We start from the raw sequence: 15,834 nt of genomic DNA on the forward strand, positions 1-15,834 counted from the left end.
GGGTGGGGTACCGGTGCGGGTGGGTGCGCAGCGGTACCCGGCGTTACGTGCCCGTCGGCAGCAGCGTCCGGCAGTGTGCGATGAAGCCTTCCAGCGCCAAGTCGAACGCCGCGTGCGTGCGGCGGGGGCCGGCTGCCGCAAGGGATCGTGCCAGCCCCGGCGTTGTCGTCTCGTCCGGGAGTTCCCACATCGTCTCCGGCGCCGCCATGTCCAGCGCGGAGCCCAGCACCAGGTTCTCCAGCGCGCTGATCACGACCATCACGTCCGCCGTCCCGAAGCCCGCGTCCAGCAGCAGCCGTACCGCGCGCTCGTACTGGCCGAGAACCTTCGGCGCGCGCACCGGTGACGTCATGAGCAGCGGGATCGCCCGCGGGTGGGCGGCGAACGCGGCGCGGTACGAACGGGCCCAGGCGTTCAGCGCGGCGTCCCAGGGCTCCAGCTCCAGGGTCGAGGTGTCGATGGCCGAGCAGACCCGTGTCCGCAGCAGCTCGACGATCCCGTCGCGGCCCTCCACGTGGTGGTAGACCGACCCGGTCTGCACCCCCAGCCGCCGCGCGATCTGCGGAACGCTGAACTCCCCCTGCCGGTCGACGAGCTCCAGAGCCGTCGTGGTGATGCGCTCCTTGTCCAGGAGCGGTGTGCGTGGCCGGCCCATGTCGGTCCCCTCGAACTCAGGTCTTCCCGGATCCCCATCCGGAGGCTACATTGCCCGAAACCGGAAACCGAAAGCCTTTAGGTTAGTGGTTCTCCGGTCGCCCCTGCCTCCCCGCCTGCCGCAGAAGGGCCCGTCCCCGCATGTCTGTGACTTCTAAGACCTCACCGGAGAGAACCGGGCCGGCCGCCGAGCCGCCCACCCTCCGCCGCGCCACCCTAGGCACCTCGGACATCGTCTTCTTCGTCGTCTCGGCCGCCGCCCCGCTCACCGTCATGGCCGGCGTCGCGCCCCTGGCCATCGTCCTCGGCGGCATCGGCGCTCCCGCCGGCTACCTCATCGCCGGCATCACGCTCGCCATCTTCGCCGTCGGCTTCACCACCATGAGCCGCCATGTCCGCAACGGCGGCGCGTTCTACGCGTACATCGCCCAGGGCTTCGGCAAGCCCGCCGGCATCGGCGCCGCCCTGCTCGCCATGGTCGGCTACAACGGCATGGAGATCGGGGTGTACGGCCTGCTCGGCTCAGCCACCGCCGAGACCGCCGAAGCCCTGTGGGGCGTGCACATCCCGTGGCTTCCGGTGTCCCTCGCCGGGCTGCTGATCATCTGGTACGGCGGCTTCCGCTCGATCGAGTTCGGCGCCAAGCTCCTCGGCGTACTGCTCGTTGCCGAGACCGGCATCCTGGTGCTCCTCGCAGGCGGGGTACTGGTCAAGGGCGGCGCGAACGGGCTCTCAGCCGCCTCCTTCGCCCCCGGCAACGTCCTCGTCCCCGGCACCGCCGTCGTCCTCGCCTTCGCCTTCACCGCGTTCACCGGCTTCGAGTCCACCGCGATCTACCGCCGCGAGGCACGCGACCCCGGCCGCACCATCCCCCGCGCCACCTACATCGCGGTCGCCTTCCTCGGCCTCTTCTACGCCTTCGTCGTCTGGACCGTGATCCAGGCCTTCGGCGACGACGAGGTCGTCAAGGCCGCCACCGACGACACCGGAGGCATCTTCTTCGCCGCCATCACCACCTACGTCGGCGGCTGGGCGGCCGACCTGATGCACATCCTCATCGTCACGAGCATCCTGGCGTCGCTCCTCGCCTTCCACAACGCGATCAACCGCTACGGCCTGGCCCTCGCCGAGGAAGGCGTACTCCCCAAGACCTTCGCCAGGATCCACCGGCGCCATCGCTCCCCGTACGTCGTGGGCGTCGCCCAGTCCCTCCTCGGTCTTGCCGTCGTACTGGCCTTCGCCCTCGCCGGCGCCGATCCGTACACACAGCTGCTTCTCTGGGTGAACACGCCCGGCGGCGTCGGTCTGATGGCGCTCCAACTGCTCGCCGCGATCGCCGTGCCGTTCTACTTCCGCCGCATCACGCACACCGAGGGCGTCCTGCGCACGGTCGTCGCGCCCACCGTCGCAGCGGTGCTGCTCGCCGCCGCGATCTGGCTGGTCGCGTCGAAGATCGACGTGTTCACGGGCGCCTCGTCGACCGTCAACACGATCCTTCTCGCCATCGTCCCCGCGACCTTCCTCATCGGCCTGGGGCTCGCCCGGCGCCTGCGCCGCAGCCGTCCCGAGGTGTACGCCCGGTTCGGGGCGGAGCCCGAGCCCGAACAGCCCGCCGGGTCCGGGTCCGCGCCCGCCGCCGCCGTTCCCGCGCCGGCCGACCCCGCCCAGTAAGGAGCCTCACCGTGCCCGCAGCCGATCTCGTCCTCACCGGATCCCGCGTCCGCACCCTCGACCCCGCCCGCCCCGAAGCCACCGCCGTGGCCGTCAAGGACGGACTGATCGTCGCCGTGGGCGGCGAGCCGGACGTACAGGACTGGCGCGGTCCCGGTACCGAGACCGTCGACCTGGCCGGAGCCACTCTCACCCCCGGCCTGGTCGACAGCCACAGCCACCCCGTGTGGGGCCTGGAGATGTCCACCGGGCTCGACCTGTCCGCCGTACGCGACCTCGACGCGCTGCGCGCCGCCCTCGCCGGCGCGCAGCGCGTCGAAGGATGGATCGTCGCCTGGGGACTCGACCACAACGCCTTCGGCGGCCGCGCCGTCGACCGCGCCCTCATCGAGGACGCCGTGGCCGGCGCCCCCGCCTTCATCCGCCTGTACGACGGGCACTCGGCCCTCGCCAGCGGCGCCGCGCTCCAGGCCGCAGGAATCACCGGGCCGCGCACCTTCGCTCAGCGCTCGGAGATCGTCTGCGACGCCGAAGGGCGCCCCACGGGGCACCTCATCGAGCACGCGGCCATGGACCTCGTCGGTGCGATCGTGCCCAGGCCGTCGTACACCGAGCGCCGCGCCCGCCTCGGTGAACTGCTCTCCGCGATGGCCGCGACCGGCCTGACCGGCGCCCACGTGATGGACCTCGGCGGCGATTCCCTCGCTCTGCTCGCCGCGGTCGAGGAGACGCGGGACCTTCCCGTACGGCTCCTCCTCGCCCCGTGGTGCATGCCGGGCGCCGACACCGCCGAGCTCGACGAACTGGTCGGGCTCCAGAAGGAGTCGGGCCGCCTGTGGCGCGTGGGCGGCGTCAAGTTCTTCATGGACGGCACGGTCGAGGGCGGCACCGCATGGCTGGAGCACGCCGACTGCCACGGCCAGGGAACGGAGGCGTTCTGGCCGGACCCGGCGGCGTACACCGAGGCCGTACGCCACCTCCACACGGCAGGCGTACGTACCGCCACCCACGCGATTGGCGACGCCGCCGTACGGCACGTCCTGGACACCGTCGAGTCCCTCGGTGCCGGTGGTCGTCTCCGCCACCGTGTCGAGCACATCGAGACCCTCCCCGAGGACCAGATCGCCCGCTTCGCGAAGCTCGGCGTGATCGCCTCGATGCAGCCGCCCCACACGGCGTACACCCGCGCCGACCACACCGACGAGTGGTCGAAGCGGCTCGGTGACGAGCGGGCGACCCGCGCCTGGCGCTGCCGCGATCTGCGGGACGCGGGCGCCGTGCTCGCCCTCGGCTCGGACTGGCCCATCGCCCACTACGACGCCCGCCAGGTCCTGGCCACCGCCCGCGTACCGCGCGGCGCCGCCGAGGCCGGGCGCTCGCTGACCGGCCTGATGTCCCTGGAGGGCTGCACCACGCACGCGGCGGTGGCGGCGGGCGAACAGGACGTCTCGGGCCGCATCGCGCCGGGCCTGCGCGCCGACCTGACGGCCTTCGGCCTGGACCCGGTCGAAGCACCGGCCGACGAGGTGGCCGAGGCGCCGGTACGTCTCACCGTCACCGGCGGAAAGATCACCCACCGGGGCTGAGAGAGCGGGCCGCGCACTCGAACGTGACGTGCGGCCCGGCTACGACGCGCGCTGCGACGTCCGGACCGGCCACAGCCGGCGGCCGGTCCGGGGCCGGGACGCGTCCTCGGCGACGACCTTCGGCAGGCGGCTCGGGAGCGCCCCGTACCAGCTGCTGCTGAGGGCGTAGCCGAAGGCGAGACACAGCAGGCCGCCGACCGCGTCGAGCCAGAAGTGGTTGGCGGTGGCGACGATCACGACCAGGGTCAGCGTCGGGTAGAGCAGCCCGAGGACCTTCGCCCAGGGGACGGTGGCCAGGGCGAAGATCGTCACGCCGCACCACAGGGACCAGCCGATGTGCATGGAGGGCATCGCGGCGTACTGGTTCGACATGTTCTTGAAGTTGCCGGAGGCCATCGAGCCCCAGGTCTGGTGCACCAGGACCGTGTCGATGAAGCCGTGCCCGTTCATCAGGCGGGGCGGCGCCAGAGGGTACAGGTAGTAACCGAGCAGTGCGACGACCGTAGTCGCGAAGAGGACGAGGCGGGTCGCGGCGTAACGGCCGGGATGCCGGCGGAAGAGCCAGACCAGCACGCCGATCGTGACGACGAAGTGCAGCGTCGCGTAGTAGTAGTTCATCGACACGATCAGCCATGTCACCGAGTTGACGGCTCGGTTGACCGTCTCCTCGACCGCGATGCCCAGAGTCTGCTCGGCCTTCCAGATCCAGTCCGCGTTGCGCAGGGCCGCGGCCTTCTGCTCCGGCACGGCATTGCGGATCAGCGAGTACGTCCAGTAACTCACCGCGATCAGCAGGATTTCGAACCAGATACGCGGGTGACGCGGCGAGCGCAGCCTCTTGAGAGCGGCCGACCGTGCGGACGGCTGCTCCCGCTGCTCCTCGTCCGCCACGGGTGAGGGATCGGTGGCCGTCCGGCCTTCCACAGTCTTCACGGTCGCTTCACCCATGGGGAGAGAGTCTGCCAGATGAGGACCACCCTTCCGATCATCCTCCGGTCGGGTGACGCATGCACGTGCTGCGCGCTATGAACGAGGCCCCGATGCCGTTGAACCACGTACTACCAGCTCGGGCATGAAGACGAATTCGCTGTGCGGTGCGGGGGTGCCGCCGACCTCTTCGAGGAGCGTACGGACCGCCGCCTGGCCCATCGCCGTCACCGGCTGCCTGATGGTCGTCAGCGGAGGGTCGGTGAACGCTATGAGCGGTGAGTCGTCGAAGCCGACCACCGAGACATCACGCGGTACGTCGAGGCCGAGGCGCCGGGCGGCGCGGATCGCTCCGAGCGCCATCATGTCGCTGGCGCAGACGATCGCCGTGCAGCCCCGCTCGATCAGGGCGGAGGCGGCGGCCTGGCCGCCCTCCAGGGTGTAGAGGGAGTGCTGGATCAGCTCCTCCGCCTCCTCGGGGGTCAGGCCCAGCCGCTCCTGCATGGCGGCGCGGAACCCCTCGATCTTGCGGAGTACGGGAACGAACCGCTTCGGGCCGACGGCGAGGCCGATCCCGGTGTGGCCGAGCGACGCCAGGTGCGTCACGGCCAGCCGCATCGCGGCCCGGTCGTCGGGGGAGATGAAGGGCGCCTGGACCTTCGGTGAGAAGCCGTTGACCAGGACGAAGGGGACACTCTGGGCGCGCAGCTGCTCGTACCGCTGCATGTCGGCGGTGGTGTCCGCGTGGAGCCCGGAGACGAAGATGATGCCGGAGACCCCGCGGTCCACGAGCATCTCGGTGAGCTCGTCCTCGGTGGAGCCGCCGGGGGTCTGGGTGGCCAGGACCGGCGTGTAGCCCTGGCGGGTCAGGCCCTGGCCGATGACCTGGGCCAGGGCCGGGAAGATCGGGTTCTCGAGCTCGGGGGTTATGAGGCCGACCAGTCCCGCGCTGCGCCGGCGCAGGCGTACGGGGCGCTCGTATCCGAGGACGTCGAGCGCGGCGAGTACGGATTCGCGGGTGGCCGCGGCAACCCCCGGCTTGCCGTTGAGCACGCGGCTGACCGTCGCTTCACTGACCCCCGCCTGGGCTGCGATGTCGGCAAGCCGTGCGGTCATGGGAGTGGACTGTACCGGGCGCATGTCAGATTGCCCACCAAGCGCACGAATCGGCCGGGAGGGTGACTGTACCGCCGTCTTCGGCGGGCGCCTCGGAGGCGATGAGCAGGCGGCCGGGGGTGGGGAGTTCGGCGGGGCGGGCCGTGGTGTTGAGGGTGCAGACGAAGCCCGGTCGGCTGAAGATGAGCAACCCGTCGGGATACCCGCCGGGGGCCTGCTCCCAGCTCATCGGTCCGTCGCCCAGGCCCGGAAGCTCGCGGCGCAGGGCGAGCGCGGAACGGTAGAGCTCCAGGGCGGAGCCCGGGTCCCCGGTCTGGGCCTCCACGGTCAGGGTCTTCCAGGCGTCGGGCTGCGGCAGCCAGGACGGGGCCGCGCCTTCGGGGGAGAAGCCGTACGGCGGCGCGTCGCCCGACCAGGGCATCGGCACCCTCGATCCGTCGCGCAGGCCGTCCTGGCCGTCGGTGCGGAAGAAGGACGGGTCCTGGCGGACCTCGTCGGGCAGGTCGGTGACCTCCGGCAGCCCCAGCTCCTCGCCCTGGTAGAGGTACGCCGAACCGGGCAGCGCCAGCATGAGCAGCGCGGCGGCGCGGGCCCGGCGCAGCCCGAGTGCGTCGTCCCCGCCGCCGTAACGGGTGAGGTGGCGGACCACGTCGTGGTTGGACAGGACCCAGGTGGTGGGGGCGTCGACGAGGGTGGTCGCGGCGAGCGACGTCTCGATCACGGCGCGCATCGCCTGCGCGTCCCACGGACAGTTCAGGAACTGGAAGTTGAACGCCTGGTGCAGCTCGTCGGGGCGTACGTACAGGGCGAGGCGCTCGGGGGTGGGGGCCCACGCCTCCGCGACGCCGATGCGCTCGCCGTCGTACGAGTCGAGGAGCCTGCGCCAGGAGCGGTGGATGTCGTGGACGCCGTCCTGGTCGAAGAACGGCAGGGCCTGGGTGCCGATCATCTTGGCCTGCTCGCGGGCGCCGATGTCGGGCAGGCCCTCGGCCTTGACCATGCCGTGGGCGACGTCGACGCGGAAGCCGTCCACGCCCAGGCCCAGCCAGAAGCGCAGGATCGAGTCGAATTCCTCGTGGACCTCGGGGTTGTGCCAGTTCAGGTCGGGCTGCTGGGGCGCGAAGAGGTGCAGGTACCAGTCGCCGTCGGCGGTGCGGGTCCAGGCGGGGCCGCCGAAGACCGACTCCCAGTCGTTCGGCGGCAGTTCGCCGGCTTCGCCCCTGCCGGGGTGGAAGTGGTAGCGGTCGCGGGCCGGGCCGCCCTGCTGGTCGGCCAGTGCGGCCCGGAACCACGCGTGCTGGTCGGAGGTGTGGTTCGGGACGATGTCGACGATCACGCGCAGGTTCAGGTCGTGCGCCGTGTTGATCAGTTCGGCGGCGTCGTCGAGGGTGCCGAAGAGCGGGTCCACGGTGCGGTAGTCGGCTACGTCGTAACCGCCGTCGGCCTGCGGTGAGGCGTAGAAGGGGGTGAGCCAGACGGCGTCGGCGCCCAGGGCGGCAATGTGCGGCAGGCGCTCGCGGATGCCGCGCAGATCGCCGATGCCGTCGCCGTCGCTGTCGGCGAAGGAGCGCACGTACACCTGGTAGATGACGGCGTCGCGCCACCAGCCGCGCTCCGGTGCCGTCCGGGTGGGTGCGAGCTCCTGCGTCATGAATGGTCCCTCTCGTACGGGTGGGCCGGGCCTGGGTCGGTCACTACGAGATCAACGCCGGTGCACCTCGAAAGTAACAGTCCTGCAAGTCCTTGCGGTAGTGCTTGCAGGTGCGGCCGCAGACCCGTTAATGCCTCTGCGCCCTGTCTGACAAGGGGTTCGGAGGCAACCGTGAGGACACGCCGATGTAACGATCGGCTGCTCTTGCGGAAAATCTTCGCAAGCTCTTTCGGTCTTCTTTCATCCTTGTTACGTTCCTCGACGACCCGGCGCCGCGACGGAGCGGTTCGGCAGTTGAAGGAGTTCAGATGCGACGTGGCATAACGGCCACCGCCCTGGTCGCGACCCTGGCGCTCGCGGCGACCGCATGCGGCACAGACAGCGGTGAAACCGGTGACAAGAAGGCTTCGGGCAAGCTGTCCGGCACCGTCACCTGGTGGGACACCTCGACCGTCGGCAGTGAGGACAAGGTCTTCAAGAAGCTGGCGGAGGGCTTCGAGGAGAAGCACCCGGGCGTCGACGTCAAGTACGTCAACGTTCCGTTCGGTGAGGCGCAGAACAAGTTCAAGAACGCCGCCCAGTCCGGCTCCGGCGCCCCCGACGTGATCCGCTCCGAGGTCGCCTGGACTCCCCAGTTCGCGGACCTCGGCTACCTCGCCCCGCTGGACGGCACCGCCGCGCTCAAGAACGACAAGGACTTCCTGCCGCAGGCCGCGGCCAGTACCAAGTACAACGGCAAGACGTACGCGGTGCCGCAGGTCATCGACTCGATGGGCCTCTTCTACAACGAGAAGATCTTCAAGGACGCCGGCGTCGAGGTGCCCAAGAGCATCGACGAGCTGAAGACCGTTTCGAAGAAGATCAAGGACAAGACCGGCAAGACCGGCCTCTACCTGCGCGGCGACGACGCGTACTGGTTCCTGTCCTTCCTCTACGGCGAGGGCGGCGACCTGGTCGACGCCAAGAGCAAGAGCGTCACGGTCGACCAGGAGCCTGGCGTCAAGGCCATGAAGGTCGTCAAGGAACTGGTCGACTCCGGAGCCGCCAAGACGGACGCCACCGACGGCTGGGAGAACATGCAGTCGGCGTTCAAGGACGGCAAGGTCGCGATGATGATCAACGGCCCGTGGGCCGTCGCCGACACCTTCGCCGGCCAGGAGTTCAAGGACAAGGCCAATCTGGGCATCACCCCCGTCCCGGCCGGCAGCAAGGGCCAGGGCGCCCCGCAGGGCGGCCACAACCTCGCCGTCTACGCGGGCTCCAAGAACCTCGAAGCCTCGTACGCCTTCAGCGAGTACATGACCTCCGCCGAGAGCCAGGACCTGGTCGCCAAGGAGCTGAGCCTGCTCCCGACCCGTACCTCGGTCTACTCCCAGCCGGGAGCCTCCGGCAACCAGATCGTCGGCTTCTTCAAGCCCGTCGTCGACAAGGCCGTCCAGCGCCCCTGGATCCCGGAGACCGGCAGCCTCTTCGAGCCGCTGAAGGTCGAGTACACCAAGGTCCTCACCGGTCAGACCACCCCGGAGAAGGGCGCCAAGGCCACCGGCGACCAGTACCGCAAGCTCCTCAAGGGCTGGAAGTAACAGGAAGGCAGGCCGACTGATGGCTGTCCACACCAGCCAGTCGGTGGCGAAGGCCGCGGGCGACGACATCGCCCGCGGCCCCAGCCGCGGTGCTGGCAAGACGCCGGGCAAGTTCCGGCGATCGCTCTCGACCCACTGGTACGCCTGGACGATGGTCGCCCCGGTGGTGGCCGTGATCGGCGTGATCATCGGGTATCCGCTGATCCGCGGCATCTACCTGTCGATGACCGACGCCAACGAGCGCAACGTCGAGCGCAGCATCGGCGTCAACCACATGCCCGCGACGTACGAGTTCGTGGGGCTCGACAACTACGCCGACGCGCTCACCGGTGACCAGTTCCTCGGCACCCTCGGCTGGACCCTGGTGTGGACGGTCTCCTGCGTCAGCGTCACGTTCCTGCTGGGCCTAGGCCTCGCGAACATCCTCAACCGCAGGATCGCGGGCCGGTCCTTCTACCGGATGATGCTGATCCTGCCGTGGGCCATCCCCGGCTTCGTCTCCGTCTTCGCCTGGCGCTTCCTCTACAACGAGGACCGCGGCTTCCTGAACCGGATCCTGGCCGGCGGCGGCATCGAGGCGGTGCCGTGGCTCAACGACCCGACGATGGCGAAGATCTCGGTCATCGCCGTCAACGTCTGGCTCGGCGTGCCGTTCATGATGGTCGCCCTCCTCGGCGGCCTCCAGTCCATCGACAGCTCCCAGTACGAAGCCGCCGAGATGGACGGCGCCACCGCCTGGCAGCGCTTCCGGCACATCACCCTGCCCGGACTGCGGCCCGTCAGCGCCACCGTGATCCTGCTGAGCACGATCTGGACCTTCAACATGTTCCCGGTGATCTTCCTGCTCACCCGCGGCGGACCCGGCGAAGCCACCCAGATCCTGGTCACCCAGGCGTTCAAGTTCTCCTTCGAGATCAGCCCGCGTGACTTCGCGCAGTCCTCCACGTGGGGCGTACTGATCCTGATCCTCCTGATGTTCTTCGCCGCGGTCTACCGGCGAGTGCTCCGCAAGCAGGGAGATGTCTGGTGACCACCGCCTCCACCACGCCCGCCCCCGCCGCGCCGAACGCCCCGCTCCGCGGCCGGCGTTTCCCGCTGGCCTCGGTCGGCCTGCACGCCACACTCGTCGTGGCGTCCGTGATCGCTGTGTTCCCCGTGCTGTGGGTCCTGCTGACCTCGCTCAAGCCCGCGGCGTACGCGACGAGCACGGACTTCGTCAAAGACACCACGCTCGCCAACTACACGAACCTGCTGAACGACACCCCGTTCCTCACCTGGTTCGCGAACTCGCTGCTCGTCGCCGGCCTGACCACGGTCATCGGTGTCTTCGTCGCCGCCACCACCGGCTACGCCGTGAGCCGCTTCCGGTTCCCCGGCAAGCGCGGCCTGATGTGGACGCTGCTCATCACGCAGATGTTCCCCGTCGCGGTCCTGATCGTGCCGATCTACAACATCATGTCGAGCATGGGCCTGCTCAACCAGCCCGTCGGCCTGGTGATCACCTACCTCACCATCGCCGTGCCGTTCTGCGCCTGGATGATGAAGGGCTTCTTCGACACCATCCCGCGCGAGATCGACGAATCGGGCCAGGTCGACGGCCTCACCCCGTTCGGCACCTTCTGGCGGCTCATCCTGCCGCTCGCCAAGCCGGGCATCGCGGTGACCGCGTTCTACTCGTTCGTCACCGCCTGGGGCGAAGTGGCGTACGCCTCCGCCTTCATGGTCGGCGACGAGAACCTGACCCTCGCGGGCGGCCTCCAGAAGTTCGTCAACCAGTACGGCGCCCAGTGGGGCCCGATGGCCGCGGCCTCGGTCCTCATCGCCATCCCGGCCGCGCTGGTCTTCCTCTTCGCCCAGCGCCACCTGGTGACCGGCGTGTCCGCCGGAGCCGTCAAGGGCTGACCGCCCTCATCGCACGCGCCTTCCATACGTCGGCGGCGCCCGGCCGGCACACACGACCCGGCGCCGCTCCCACCCCATGACTTCCAGGGACGACATGACCCAGCACCTCGCTGCTCCCACCGCCCCCACCCGTGGCAACCGCACCAGTGGAACCGGCACCGGCTGGTGGCGTGACGCGGTGATCTACCAGGTCTATCCGCGCAGTTTCGCCGACGGCAACGGCGACGGCATGGGCGATCTCGAAGGGGTACGCCGCCGCCTCCCGTATCTCAGGGACCTCGGCGTCGACGCCGTCTGGCTCAGCCCCTTCTACGCGTCCCCGCAGGCCGACGCCGGCTACGACGTGGCCGACTACCGGGCCATCGACCCCATGTTCGGCACCCTCCTCGACGCCGACGCACTGATCCGCGACGCCCACGACCTGGGCCTGCGCATCATCGTCGACCTGGTGCCCAACCACTCCTCCGACCAGCACGAGTGGTTCAAGCGCGCCCTCAAGGAGGGCCCCGGTTCCGCACTGCGCGAGCGCTACCACTTCAGGCCGGGGAAGGGGGAGGCCGGCGAACTCCCCCCGAACGACTGGGAGTCCATCTTCGGCGGCCCGGCCTGGACCCGTACGACGAACCCGGACGGCACGCCCGGCGACTGGTACCTGCACCTCTTCGCACCCGAGCAGCCCGACTTCAACTGGGAACACCCGGCCGTGGCCGACGAGTTCCGCTCCATCCTGCGCTTCTGGCTCGACATGGGCGTGGACGGCTTCCGCATCGACGTGGCGCACGGCCTGGTCAAGGCCGACGGCCTGCCCGACCTCGGCAGCCACGACCAGCTCAAGCTGCTCGGCAGCGGTGACGACGGCACGCCCTTCTTCGACCAGGACGGCGTCCACGAGATCTACCGCTCCTGGCGGCAGATCCTCGACGAGTACCCGGGCGAGCGCATCGGCGTCGCCGAAGCCTGGACGCCGACCGTCGAGCGTACGGCCAACTACGTGCGCCCCGACGAACTGCACCAGGCCTTCAACTTCCAGTACCTCGGCACGGACTGGGACGCGACCGCGCTGCGCGAGGTCATCGACGTATCGCTCGCCGCGATGCGCCCGGTCGGCGCGCCCGCCACCTGGGTGCTGTCCAACCACGACGTGACGCGGCACGCGACCCGGTTCGCCAACCCGCCGGGCCTCGGCACCCAGATCCGTACCCCCGGCGACCGTGAGCTGGGCCTGCGCCGCGCCCGCGCGGCGACGCTGCTGATGCTGGCGCTCCCCGGATCGGCGTACGTCTACCAGGGCGAGGAGCTCGGGCTGCCCGACGTCACCGACCTGCCCGACGAGGCCCGCCAGGACCCGTCGTTCTTCCGCGCGGAGGGCCAGGACGGCTTCCGCGACGGGTGCAGGGTGCCGATCCCGTGGACGGCCGGGGGGCCGTCCCACGGTTTCGGCGCGGGCGGCAGCTGGCTGCCGCAGCCGGCCGGCTGGGGCGAACTGAGCGTCGAGACACAGACCGGCGACCCGGATTCGACCCTGGAGCTGTACCGCTCCGCACTGGCCGTACGCCGCGAACACCCCGGCCTCGGGGCGGGCACGGACGTGGCCTGGCTGGACGCGCCCGACGGCGTCGTCGCCTTCGCTCGCGAGGGTTTCGTCTGCACGGTCAACACGACCGGTGCGGCGGTACGCATCCCCGCCCCCGGCCGCATCCTGCTCGCCAGCGGCGAAGTCACGTACACCGACGGCGACTTCGACCTCCCCGCCGACACCACGGTGTGGTGGACGGTGTGACCGCCCCCGCGCCGCGGCTGGCGCACATCGCGGAGCACGCCTCCGTCAGTGAGGCCACCGTGAGCCGGGTACTGAACGGCAAGCCGGGCGTCGCGGACGCCACGCGCCAGCGGGTGCTCGCGGCGCTCGACGTCCTCGGGTACGAACGCCCCGTGCGGCTGCGGCGGCGCAGCGCCGGCCTGATCGGTCTGGTGACGCCGGAGCTGACCAACCCGATCTTCCCGGCGTTCGCCCAGGTCGTCGAGCAGGTCCTGGCAGGGCACGGCTACACACCGGTGCTCTGCACCCAGCTGCCCGGCGGGGTCACCGAGGACGAACTCGTCGAGCAGCTGGTGGAGCGCGGGGTCGGCGGCATCGTCTTCCTGTCCGGCCTGCACGCCGACCTGTCGGCGGACCCCGCGCGCTACGCCGAGCTGGCGGCGCGCGGGGTCCCGTACGTCCTCATCAACGGCTACAACGAGGCGATCAGCGCGCCCTTCGTCTCACCGGACGACCACGCCGCGATGCGGATGGCCGTCGGTCACCTCACCGAACTCGGCCACGAGCGGATCGGCCTCGCGGTCGGCCCGCAGCGGTACGTCCCTTCGCGCCGCAAGCGCGAAGGATTCGTCGACGCGCTCGGCAGCACCCTGCGGACGTCACGGGACGAGGCCGAACTCCTCGTCCAGCACACCCTGTTCAGCGTCGAGGGCGGCCAGGTCGCGGCCGGCGCGCTGCTCGACAAGGGGTGTACGGGCATCGTCTGCGGCAGCGACATGATGGCGCTGGGCGTGGTGCGGGCGGTGCGCGAGCGCGGTCTGGACGTCCCGGACGACGTGTCGGTGGTGGGCTTCGACGACTCGCAGCTGATCGCGTTCACCAACCCGCCGCTGACCACGGTGCGCCAGCCGGTGCAGGCGATGGCTACCGCGGCGGTCGGCGCGCTGCTGGAGGAGCTGGGCGGAAGTCCGGTGCAGCGTACGGAGTTCGTGTTCCAGCCGGAGCTGGTGGTGCGGGGTTCCACGGCGCGGAAGCGCGCGTACGCCTAGCGGAACGCGCCGCCGAGGGACGGGGCGGCAGGGGGAGCCCCCGGCCTGCCCAGGTAGGGCCGCGGGGATTCGACGGTCCGGGGAGTCCCCCTGTCGTACCCGACCCGGCCGGTCGGGCGCGTGGGGCCCGGACGTACCGGGACCCCCGGCCGGCCGGGCCGGAGCCGAGGAGAACGTAGCAGCTTCGCAATTGCTTGCGAAAGAGATTGCAAGAAGAAATCTGGCGGGTTTCCCGCAGGTTAGCGGAGTGCGTCACAAGGGTTGACCGCGCAGGTGAGGGCTCGTACGGTCTGCCCCGCGGCAAGTTTTCAACTATTGCTGCAAGAACATTCAAGCCTTGAGGGCAAGGCGCGTTGCCGCGCGAGGCTGCACCGTCGCACCCGCACCTCCCCCCATGCAGGAGGAAAGAATGGCTCGCAGACCTTTCTCTGCCGCGCTCGCCCTCGCCCTCACGGCCGGTACGGCCGTCCTGGCAGCCCCCGCCGGGACGGCGCAGGCCGCCCCGCCGGGCGCCAAAGACGTCACCGCCGTCCTCTTCGAGTGGAAGTTCGACTCGATCGCCAAGGAGTGCACGCGGACCCTCGGACCGGCCGGTTACGGCTTCGTCCAGGTATCCCCTCCGCAGGAGCACATCCAGGGCAGCCAGTGGTGGACCTCGTACCAGCCCGTCAGCTACAAGATCGCCGGACGGCTCGGTGACCGCGCCGCGTTCGCGAACATGGTCAGTGCCTGCCACGGGGCGGGCGTGAAGGTCATCGCCGACAGCGTCATCAACCACATGGCGGCCGGCAACGGGACCGGTACCGGCGGCTCGGCGTACGAGAAGTACAACTACCCCGGCACGTACTCGGGCGCGGACATGGACGACTGCCGCTCCCAGATAAGCAACTACGGCGACCGTGGGAACGTACAGAACTGCGAGCTGGTCGGGCTCGCCGACCTGGACACCGGCGAGGACTACGTGCGTGGCCGGATCGCGACGTACCTGAACGATCTGCTCTCGCTGGGCGTCGACGGCTTCCGCATCGACGCGGCCAAGCACATGCCCGCCACGGATCTCGCGAACATCAAGTCCCGGCTGAGCAATCCGGGCGTGTACTGGAAGCACGAGGCGATCTACGGGGCGGGCGAGGCGGTCTCGCCGAGCGAGTACCTGGGCTCGGGGGACGTACAGGAGTTCCGGTACGCGCGTGATCTCAAGCGGGTCTTCAACAACGAGAACCTCGCGTATCTGAAGAACTACGGGGAGGGCTGGGGGTACATGGAGAGCGGCAAGTCCGCCGTCTTCGTGGACAACCACGACACCGAGCGCGGCGGCGACACCCTCAGCTACAAGGACGGCGCGAACTACACGCTGGCGAACGTCTTCATGCTGGCCTGGCCCTATGGTTCCCCGGATGTCCACTCCGGTTACGAGTGGTCGGACAGGGACGCCGGGCCGCCCAACGGCGGGGCGGTCAACGCGTGCTGGAGCGACGGGTGGAAGTGCCAGCACAACTGGCCGGAGATCAAGAGCATGGTCGGCTTCCGGAACGCGGCGCGTGGGGAAGGCGTCACGAACTGGTGGGACAACGGCGGCGACCAGATCGCGTTCGGGCGGGGCGGCAAGGCGTACGTGGCGATCAACCATGAGGCCGGGTCGCTGACCCGGACCTTCCAGACGTCGCTGGCGGCCGGAACGTACTGCAACGTGCAGAACAACACGGCGGTGACGGTCAACGCGTCCGGCCAGTTCACGGCGACGCTCGGCGCGAACACGGCGGTGGCGCTGCACGTGAACGCACGGACGTGCGGTTGAGGCGTCTGCCGGTATGGGGGCGGGGGTGGGTGCGGGCGAGCGGGGCCGGGCGCGGGTTGCCTGCGGCGCAGTTCCCCACCCCGCCCCTTCCCGAACTGGGGGCAAGCCCCCAGGCCCCCGGCCGCCCCTCCGGCCGGT

Annotated in this window: 11 protein-coding genes and 1 pseudogene; 8 read left to right on the forward strand and 4 right to left on the reverse strand. The window is 70.1% G+C overall.

All coding sequences use genetic code 11. The annotated features are described in order from the left end of the window. Window positions 1-43: 43 nt before the first annotated feature. Complete coding sequence (locus J7E91_RS25055; RefSeq protein ID WP_214908507.1) at window positions 44-655, reverse strand: TetR/AcrR family transcriptional regulator C-terminal domain-containing protein; 612 nt, start codon at window positions 653-655, stop codon at window positions 44-46. Between the two features lie 140 nt (window positions 656-795). Here J7E91_RS25055 and J7E91_RS25060 point away from each other — a divergent pair, with 140 nt between their 5' ends. Together J7E91_RS25060 and J7E91_RS25065 are read left to right on the forward strand one after the other, a co-directional pair. After that, complete coding sequence (locus J7E91_RS25060) at window positions 796-2,325, forward strand: APC family permease (RefSeq protein WP_214908509.1); 1,530 nt, start codon at window positions 796-798, stop codon at window positions 2,323-2,325. An 11-nt stretch (window positions 2,326-2,336) separates the two neighbouring features. Beyond that, entirely contained in the window at window positions 2,337-3,911 is a 1,575-nt protein-coding gene (locus tag J7E91_RS25065; RefSeq protein WP_214908511.1) for an amidohydrolase, read from the forward strand. 39 nt (window positions 3,912-3,950) lie between these two features. Here the strand turns inward: J7E91_RS25065 and J7E91_RS25070 are convergent, their stop codons facing one another. The 3 genes from J7E91_RS25070 to J7E91_RS25080 form a co-directional block, all read right to left on the reverse strand. After that, window positions 3,951-4,859, reverse strand: a complete 909-nt coding sequence (locus J7E91_RS25070; protein ID WP_214908512.1) for a phosphatase PAP2 family protein — start codon at window positions 4,857-4,859, stop codon at window positions 3,951-3,953. A 75-nt stretch (window positions 4,860-4,934) separates the two neighbouring features. After that, window positions 4,935-5,954, reverse strand: coding sequence for a LacI family DNA-binding transcriptional regulator (locus J7E91_RS25075; protein WP_214908513.1), 1,020 nt, complete (start codon window positions 5,952-5,954; stop codon window positions 4,935-4,937). Between the two features lie 25 nt (window positions 5,955-5,979). Then, complete coding sequence (locus J7E91_RS25080; protein ID WP_214908514.1) at window positions 5,980-7,605, reverse strand: glycoside hydrolase family 13 protein; 1,626 nt, start codon at window positions 7,603-7,605, stop codon at window positions 5,980-5,982. 308 nt (window positions 7,606-7,913) lie between these two features. Here J7E91_RS25080 and J7E91_RS25085 point away from each other — a divergent pair, with 308 nt between their 5' ends. From J7E91_RS25085 to J7E91_RS25110, 6 genes and pseudogenes are all read left to right on the forward strand, one after another. Further along, entirely contained in the window at window positions 7,914-9,188 is a 1,275-nt protein-coding gene (locus J7E91_RS25085) for an extracellular solute-binding protein (protein WP_214908515.1), read from the forward strand. Window positions 9,189-9,207: 19 nt separating this feature from the next. Continuing rightward, window positions 9,208-10,218, forward strand: coding sequence for a carbohydrate ABC transporter permease (locus J7E91_RS25090; protein WP_214908516.1), 1,011 nt, complete (start codon window positions 9,208-9,210; stop codon window positions 10,216-10,218). Further along, a complete protein-coding gene (locus J7E91_RS25095; RefSeq protein ID WP_251016226.1) occupies window positions 10,212-11,090 on the forward strand; it encodes a carbohydrate ABC transporter permease in 879 nt (292 codons plus the stop codon). Before J7E91_RS25090 ends, J7E91_RS25095 begins: the two co-directional genes overlap by 7 nt. Window positions 11,091-11,184: 94 nt before the next feature. Continuing rightward, a complete protein-coding gene (locus tag J7E91_RS25100) occupies window positions 11,185-12,870 on the forward strand; it encodes a glycoside hydrolase family 13 protein (protein ID WP_214908522.1) in 1,686 nt (561 codons plus the stop codon). Continuing rightward, on the forward strand, window positions 12,855-13,898 hold the full coding sequence (locus tag J7E91_RS25105; RefSeq protein WP_214908520.1) for a LacI family DNA-binding transcriptional regulator: 1,044 nt from the start codon (window positions 12,855-12,857) through the stop codon (window positions 13,896-13,898). The genes J7E91_RS25100 and J7E91_RS25105 overlap by 16 nt, the downstream gene beginning before the upstream one ends. Before the next feature lie 409 nt (window positions 13,899-14,307). Next, a pseudogene (locus J7E91_RS25110) lies at window positions 14,308-15,690 on the forward strand (alpha-amylase family protein); the annotation flags it as partial. Between the last annotated feature and the right edge of the window lie 144 nt (window positions 15,691-15,834).

The organism is Streptomyces sp. ISL-99 (assembly GCF_018614005.1).
In the GTDB taxonomy this organism is placed as follows: domain Bacteria; phylum Actinomycetota; class Actinomycetes; order Streptomycetales; family Streptomycetaceae; genus Streptomyces; species Streptomyces flavidovirens.

What these genes read in the sequence shown, in the direction of transcription:
- J7E91_RS25055 (WP_214908507.1), bottom strand. Translation starts at nt 655, where the DNA reads ATGGGCCGGCCACGCACACCGCTCCTGGACAAGGAGCGCATCACCACG.
- J7E91_RS25060 (WP_214908509.1), top strand. Translation starts at nt 796, where the DNA reads ATGTCTGTGACTTCTAAGACCTCACCGGAGAGAACCGGGCCGGCCGCC.
- J7E91_RS25070 (WP_214908512.1), bottom strand. Translation starts at nt 4,859, where the DNA reads ATGGGTGAAGCGACCGTGAAGACTGTGGAAGGCCGGACGGCCACCGAT.
- J7E91_RS25075 (WP_214908513.1), bottom strand. Translation starts at nt 5,954, where the DNA reads ATGACCGCACGGCTTGCCGACATCGCAGCCCAGGCGGGGGTCAGTGAA.
- J7E91_RS25080 (WP_214908514.1), bottom strand. Translation starts at nt 7,605, where the DNA reads ATGACGCAGGAGCTCGCACCCACCCGGACGGCACCGGAGCGCGGCTGG.
- J7E91_RS25085 (WP_214908515.1), top strand. Translation starts at nt 7,914, where the DNA reads ATGCGACGTGGCATAACGGCCACCGCCCTGGTCGCGACCCTGGCGCTC.
- J7E91_RS25090 (WP_214908516.1), top strand. Translation starts at nt 9,208, where the DNA reads ATGGCTGTCCACACCAGCCAGTCGGTGGCGAAGGCCGCGGGCGACGAC.
- J7E91_RS25100 (WP_214908522.1), top strand. Translation starts at nt 11,185, where the DNA reads ATGACCCAGCACCTCGCTGCTCCCACCGCCCCCACCCGTGGCAACCGC.